Source organism: Enterobacter cloacae complex sp. OE43NF (genome assembly GCF_023544405.1).
Taxonomy (GTDB): domain Bacteria; phylum Pseudomonadota; class Gammaproteobacteria; order Enterobacterales; family Enterobacteriaceae; genus Enterobacter; species Enterobacter cloacae.
In genome coordinates, this window is record NZ_JAMJFW010000113.1 from 1 (window position 1) to 2,251 (window position 2,251).

Sequence of the window (2,251 nt, forward strand, 5' to 3'; positions counted from 1 at the left end):
TTTCAGTCCCAGCGTTTAAATCAGAAGCAATTTTGTTTTCAACAGTCAGTTCAGTTTTCATTTCGTTGTTCCCCGTGTTTCGATGAATTGAACTTTAACAGGCGGAAATCCAGATGCAAGCGACCTCTAAAACAATTTATGGATTTTTTCATAAATACAGTCAGAGGTGAATATGACAAACTTAGAAAAACTCAAAAAAATTATAAAGGCATCAAAGACTTTTATCATGCCTCCTGCTGATTACACTCCATCGGAATGGGTTGAACAGAACTTAATCTTCCCTGATGGACCATACGCTGATCAGCCAATGCGACTTTTTGAGTTCCAGCGCGGAATGATTGACGCTATCAAAGGCAAGAAGAAGAAAATCGTTCTTATGACTTCTGCACAGATCGGCAAAACGACGATTCTGAACGGTGTTCTGTTCTATAAATCAGCTACAGATCCAGGCAACGCGGGTGTTTTACAGTCTACAGCGAAAGAAACGACACAATGGCTCAGTGGTAAAATTAAACCGATGATTGATGCATCGGAAGAAATGCAGAAAATCGTTACTGATAAAAACGACAGAAACGCAGTTAATAACACCAGTCAGATTCAGCTACGAAATGGTGGTTTCTGGTATTTCATGAGTTTGAACTCCCCTTCTCACTTGCGCGGTAAAACTCTGCCATTGCTTCTGCTTGATGAAGTTGATGCTGTCGATACTGATACAGAAGAAGGCAATCCGATAATGATTGCCGAACAGCGTGCAACAACTTTCGGTTCAGACGCCCGAATCTTTATCAGTTCGACGCCTACTGGCAAATACGGTGCTATCAATACCCAATATGAAGCATCCGATAGACGTAAATTCCATATCGATTGTCCTCATTGCGATCATTCTCATGAGATTGTTTGGGAAAACATCAAATTCGATTGGATTAAACAAGATGGCAAATCAGTACCAGATCCAGAAACTGCGCGTCTTGAATGTCCTTCTTGTAATGAAACAATCACAGAAGCACAACGAACAAGAGCATTAGCAAACGGTAATTGGATTGTGACTAATCCAGAATCTGATACAGCAGGATTCCATGTTAGTCGTTTGTATAGTCCTATGAGTTCAATAAAGTCCGTTGTTGAAGATTTCAAAAATGCTTATCAAACATTCAGTTTATCAACGTTCTATAACACCGTTTTAGGATTGCCTTTTGATGATCTGAACGAGGATGTGGAAATCAGTAAATTAAACGAACTGAAAACTGATATCGGTATTCGTAATATTCCAGAAGATTGTTTGTTCATGACAGCTGGTGTTGACCAACAGCAAGACCGTTTAGAAATAACTCTGATGGGTCATAACGAACGAACCGTTTATATTCTTGCACATCGTAGCTTTATGACAATGAACGCTGAGGTTATCGATTCTCCTGCGTATAAAGAATTGCTTGCATACGTTAAAGCACCTTTTAAAACAACGTCAGGAAGAAAGGTTCCTCTCGCTTGGATTAACGTTGATAGTTCAAACGGTCGAGCAACGAAAACAATCTATCGTTTCTGCTCTCAGTGGACAAACCTGAAAGCAATTAAAGGTACTTCGAGTGTAGATGCCCCTTATGTTCCAACGAAAATCACGAAAACTGGTGGTTATGAACTTTATATGATTGGTGTTAACCAAGGAAAAAACTTAGTTCGTGAACTGCTAAACAGAAGCGTTAAATCTGTAAATACACCAGTCAGAGTCGAAATCTCTGATGATGTTCCAGATGATTACTGCGAACAGCTTATGTCCGAAGAATTAAAACGCTCTGGTAATACCGTTCGTTGGGTTATTAAACAAGGCGGTGTTCGAAACGAAGGTCTGGACTGTTTCAACTACGGTTATTGTGCTCGCTTACAAGTGCTTGAAAAAATCAAATGGCATGAATGGCGCAAGATGCAAGCAAAAGAGATAGCCAAAAACGAACAGGACGATGCTCCTGAAGTTATTGACGATGTTGAATACGAACATAAAGAAGAACAAGAAAACAAGCCACAGCGTGTTAAGGCTCGTCCTCCTGTTCGTCGTCAGAATAAAACTAAGCGTGGATGGCTTAACTAAATAAAGAATATTACAGAGAGGATATCCCATGAAAGAAATTTTCATCGGTGAAAAACTGGAATTCACTAATCCTCAAGGTGCATCTGTTCAAATTGGCTCTAAAGAAACTGTTCTTTTCGAACAAGAAAATTGCCCCGAAAATATCGGGGTTGATTCTTCTGAATTCAT

1 protein-coding gene is annotated in these 2,251 nt (G+C 39.7%); it reads left to right on the top strand.

Annotation, left to right across the window (positions count from 1 at the left end; genetic code table 11):
* Positions 1-172: 172 nt before the first annotated feature.
* Positions 173-2,083, top strand: coding sequence for a terminase gpA endonuclease subunit (locus tag M8370_RS23110; protein WP_250021843.1), 1,911 nt, complete (start codon positions 173-175; stop codon positions 2,081-2,083).
* The last annotated feature ends 168 nt before the right edge of the window (positions 2,084-2,251 follow it).

What these genes read in the sequence shown, in the direction of transcription:
- M8370_RS23110 (WP_250021843.1), top strand. Translation starts at nt 173, where the DNA reads ATGACAAACTTAGAAAAACTCAAAAAAATTATAAAGGCATCAAAGACT.